Origin of the sequence: Kitasatospora sp. NPDC047058 (assembly GCF_040643935.1) — a bacterium.
Taxonomy (GTDB): Bacteria; Actinomycetota; Actinomycetes; order Streptomycetales; family Streptomycetaceae; genus Kitasatospora.
Genome location: NZ_JBEYVJ010000472.1, coordinates 1 through 4,709, shown reverse-complemented (window position 1 = coordinate 4,709; position 4,709 = coordinate 1). Strand labels below are relative to the sequence as shown.

Genomic DNA, 4,709 nt, shown 5'->3' with positions numbered 1-4,709 from the left:
TGCACGGCGAGCGTCCCGCCGGAGGCGCTCGCCCGCACCGACGCCGAAGCCGTGGCCGGGGCGGTGGCCGAACCCGGCCGACTTCCTACTCCAGCGGCTGCTCGGTCCAGATCACCTTCCCGGTGGCCGTGTACCGCGTCCCCCAGCGGTCCGCGAACTGCGCGACCAGGAACAGCCCGCGCCCGCCCTCGTCCGTGGTCGCCGCGTACTTCAGGTGCGGCGACGTACTGCTCGCGTCCGACACCTCGCAGATCAGCGCCCGGTCCCGGAGCAGCCGCACCCGGATCGGCCCCGACCCGTACCGGATCGCGTTGGTCACCAGCTCGCTCAGGATCAGCTCGGTGACGAACGCCGCCTCCTCCAGCCCCCACTGCGCCAACCGCTCGGCCACCGCCCCCCGCACCGCGCCCACCGCCGCCGGGTCGGACGGCACGTCCCACTCCGCCACCTGGTCCGGCGCCAGCACCCGGGTCCGCGCCACCAGCAGCGCGATGTCGTCCTGCGGGTGCGCCGGCAGCATCGCGCCCAGCACGTCCGCGCAGGTCTGCTCCGGCGTCCGCGGCGGTCCGGCCAGCGCCGCCCGCAGCAGCTCCAGGCCCACGTCGATGTCCCGCTCACGGTCCTCCACCAGCCCGTCCGTGTACAGCACCAGCCGGCTGCCCTCCGCCACCTCCAGCTCCGTCGTCTCGAACGGCAGCACCGCCAGCCCCAGCGGCGGCCCGGTCGGCAGCTCCGGGAACACCACCCGTCCGTCCGGGCCGACCAGCGCCGGCGGCGGGTGCCCCGCACTCGCCAGCGTGCAGCGCCGCGACACCGGGTCGTAGATCGCGTACAGGCAGGTCGCCCCGGTCACCGCGGCCGCACCGCCCAGCGCCGACTCCTCCTGGTCTATCCGGTTCACCAGGTCGTCCAGGTGCCCCAGCAGTTCGTCCGGCGGCAGGTCCAGCGTCGAGAAGTTGTGGATCGCCGTCCGCAGCCGCCCCATCGTCGCCGCCGCGTGCAGGCCGTGGCCCACCACGTCGCCGACCACCAGCGCCACCCGGGCGCCCGGCAGCGGGATCACGTCGAACCAGTCCCCGCCCACCCCCGCCTGCGCCGGCAGGTACCGGTGCGCCACCTCCAGCGCGTTCTGCTCCGGCAGGGTGCGCGGCAGCAGGCTGTGCTGCAGCGTCACCGCCATCGCGTGCTCCCGGGTGTACCGGCGCGCGTTGTCGATGCACACCGCGGCGTGCGACACCAGCTCCTCGGCCAGCGCCAGATCGTCCTCCTCGAACGGCTCGGCCCGGTCCGCCCGCCAGAACCGGGCCACCCCCAGCAGCACCCCGCGCGCCCGCAGCGGCACCCGCACCAGCGAGTGCACCCCGTACTCCAGCGCGTGGGCCGCGCCGTCCGGGTCCTGCTCCCGCCACGCGTGCGTCTCGGCCAGCCGCGGCTCCAGCGCCGGCTGCCCGGTGTCCAGCGCCCCGGCCAGCGGCGTCGACGGCACGACCTCCAGCACCGTGCCCACCGGGTAGAACGGCGAGCCGTCCCGGACGCCCTTGAACGCCGCCCGGCGCATCCGCACGATCGCCAGCCCGGGCGGCGGCTCCTCGCCCTCCAGCACCTGCTCCGCGAGGTCCACCGTGACGAAGTCGGCGAACCGCGGCACCGTCACCTGCGCCAGCTCCTCGGCCGTCCGCTCCACGTCCAGCGTGCTGCCCACCGTCACGCCCGCGTCGTACAGCAGCCGCAGCCGCCGCTGCGCCACCTCGGCCCGGCCGGAGAGCGCCAGCAGCTCGGTGGAGTCACGCAGCGTGGCGACGCAGCCGGGCGGGCCGCCGTCCCGGTCCGTCAGCCGGACGTTCACCGCCAGCAGCCGTTCACCGGCCAGCACCACCTCGTCGGTGACCGGCCGGTTGGCGGTCAGCAGCTCCGCGGGCGCCCGTTCCAGGCCCAGGTCCGTCACCTGACGGCCCTCGGCATCGGCCGGCAGGTCCAGCAGCCGGCGCGCCTCGTCGTTGCAGAGCAGCAGCTGCCCGTCGCCCGCGACGATCAGCACGCCCTCGCGCACCGCGTGCAGCACCGCCGCGTGGTGCTCGTACATCCGCGTCATCTCGACCGGACCGAGCCCGTGCGTCTGCCGCCGCAGCCGCCGGCTGATCAGCGCCGTGCCACAGGTCGCCAGCCCCAGCGCGACCGCCGCCGCACCCAGTACGACCGGCAGCTGCCGCTCGCTGGCGCTGCTCACGTTGGCGATCGTGATGCCCGACGACACCTCCCCGACCACCTGGCCGTCCGGCGCGCGCACCGGCACGATCGCCTGGACCAGCGGCCCGATCGTGCCGTTGACCTCCTCGGTCACCACCTGGCCCTGCACGGCGGGCTCGTAGTTGCCGACGAACTTCTGGCCGATCCGGGCCGGGTTGGGGTGGGTGTAGCGGATGCCGTCGGTACTGAGCACGACGATGAAGTCCACGCCCGCGTTGATCCGTGCCGCCTGGGCGTGGGGCTGGAGGATCGCGGTCGGGTCGGGGGAGCGCAGCGCCTCCACGATGCCGGGCGAGTTGGCGAAGGTCTGCGCGACCGCCACCGACCGGTTGGTCGCCTCCTGCCGGGCGTCGTTGCGAGACTGCACCACCAGCGCGATCACGGCGGCCGCCACCAGCAGCAGCACCACCACGACCTGGAGCGCGAAGACCTGCCCGGCGACCGACCGGCGCTTCACCGGCTTCGTCCGAGCTGTTCGTGGCTGCTGGTGCCGACCGTGTGGGCGCCCACCGGAGGAGTCGGCGGTGCCTGTGGCACGGGAGGCGGTGGCGGAGCCAGAAGCACCAGAAGCCGACGGAGCCCATGATCGGCCCGAAAAACGGGCCATACGTCATATTTGCACTCTGCGTGCCGACGGGCCAAGGCCAGCCACACCCGACCGCTCCGCCGTTTGGCCTTCCCCACCCCGGCTTGGCAAGATCGCAGGGTGTCCGAACCCCGCACCATCACCGACCCCGCCGACCCGCGCCTCGCCGACTACACCGGCCTGACCGACGTCGAACTGCGCCGCCGCCGCGAACCCGCCGAGGGCCTGTTCATCGCCGAGGGGGAGAAGGTCATCCGCCGCGCCCTCGCCGCCGGCTACCGGATGCGGTCGATGCTGCTGACACCCAAGTGGCTCGACGTGATGGCGGACGTGATCGCCGAGGCCGAGGCACCCGTCCACGTCGTCGAACCCGCCCTCGCCGAGGCCGTCACCGGGTACCACGTCCACCGCGGAGCGCTCGCCTCGATGGAGCGCAAGCCCCTTCCGGAGGCCGCCACCGTCCTGGCCGGCGCCCGCCGGGTGGCCGTGCTGGAGGGCCTGGTCGACCACACCAACCTGGGCGCGATCTTCCGCAGCGCCGCCGCCCTCGGCATGGACGCGGTCCTGCTCTCGCCCGACTGCGCCGATCCGCTCTACCGGCGTGCGGTCAAGGTCTCGATGGGGGCCGTCTTCGCCGTCCCGTACGCCCGGCTCGACCCCTGGCCGGCCGCCCTCGACACGGTCCGCGCCGCCGGCTTCAGCCTGCTCGCCCTGACCCCGGCGGAGAACGCCGTCGACCTCGGCACCCTCGCCCCCAACCGCCTCCCCAAGGCGGCCCTGATGCTCGGCGCCGAGGGCGACGGCCTCACCCGCCACGCCATCGCCGCCGCCGACCACGCCGTCCGCATCCCGATGGCCCACGGCATCGACTCCCTCAACGTCGGCGCCGCCGCAGCCGTGGCCTTCTACGCCGTCACCGCCCCCTGACGCCGCCTGCCCCGGCGGACAACGCACAGGAAGTCGGCCCGGCCGACTTCTCGTGCGGGGGTGGGGCTTGCGGGGTCTGCCGCGCTCCGGCCTGCGTCTCCCCGACCCTGTGCGCCGGGTGGGGCCCCGGGTCAGCTGGTGGGGGCGGTGAGTGGGGCGGGGGCTGCGGCGGGGGGCGGGGTGACCGTGAGGGTGGGGGCGCCGGGCCAGGACTCCTCAAGGGTGCCGTCGGACCGGACCGTGTAGCGGGTGGACGTGGTGGCCCCGCTCTGGGCACTGCGCTCCTCCCGGAGCAGCGCGCCGTTGTCCAGCCGCCAGGTCGCCGTCGCCAGCGGATCCGCGGCCGAGGAGCGCGAGGTCAGCGGCACCGGTGCGTCGCCGTTGAAGGCGAAGAGCTGGACGAGGTCGGCCGGTACCGAGCCCTCGGCCCGCCGCAGCACCACCAGCGCCGCCGGCGCGCCCTTGTAGCGGGCGGGCAGGACGGCGCTCAGCGCGACCTGCGGGCCGGGCCCCGCCGCACGGCCGTCCCGCAGCGTGATGGCCGGGCCGCCCGCGGGGTCGGGGTAGCTGCGGTTCGGCCAGTCCGCCGTGGGCCCGGGCCCCGGCGCGGGCGCCAGCGCCCCGTCACCGGCCGGGCCGCCACCGCGGGCCGCCGCTGCCAGCGGCGTCGGCGACTGCGGCGCGGCCGACGGAGCCACCCCGTCCACCGACTGCCCGCCGCCGGTGCCCGGCTGGTCGGCGGGCACGGACGCGGCGGTGACCGCCGTCCCGTTGCCGACGGGACCGCGCCCCTGGTCGCCGCGGTTCTCGCACCCCTGCGCCGCCGCGATCGCCAGCGCCACGCCGAGCGTCACGGTGACGAAGACGATGAGCCGCTGCCGCAGCAGCCGCTGCCGTGCGGTGCCGGGACGGCCGCCGGGGACGGGCGTGTGCTGCCGGTCCCGGCCCC

2 protein-coding genes and 1 pseudogene are annotated in these 4,709 nt (G+C 75.7%); 1 reads left to right on the top strand and 2 read right to left on the bottom strand.

Annotation, left to right across the window (positions count from 1 at the left end):
• Positions 1-85: 85 nt before the first annotated feature.
• Positions 86-2,854, bottom strand: a complete 2,769-nt coding sequence (locus tag ABZ885_RS35660; RefSeq protein WP_360198301.1) for a SpoIIE family protein phosphatase — start codon at positions 2,852-2,854, stop codon at positions 86-88.
• A gap of 99 nt (positions 2,855-2,953) precedes the next feature.
• On the opposite strand from ABZ885_RS35660, the gene ABZ885_RS35655 reads away from it, so the two are divergent.
• Entirely contained in the window at positions 2,954-3,760 is an 807-nt protein-coding gene (locus ABZ885_RS35655) for an RNA methyltransferase (protein ID WP_360198298.1), read from the top strand.
• Positions 3,761-3,891: 131 nt separating this feature from the next.
• Here ABZ885_RS35655 and ABZ885_RS35650 read toward each other — a convergent pair.
• Positions 3,892-4,709 (bottom strand): annotated as a pseudogene (locus ABZ885_RS35650) (hypothetical protein); the annotation flags it as partial.

Bases quoted from the DNA above. Each gene is read 5' to 3' on its own strand.
- ABZ885_RS35660 (WP_360198301.1), bottom strand. From the start codon at position 2,854: ATGGCCCGTTTTTCGGGCCGATCATGGGCTCCGTCGGCTTCTGGTGCT.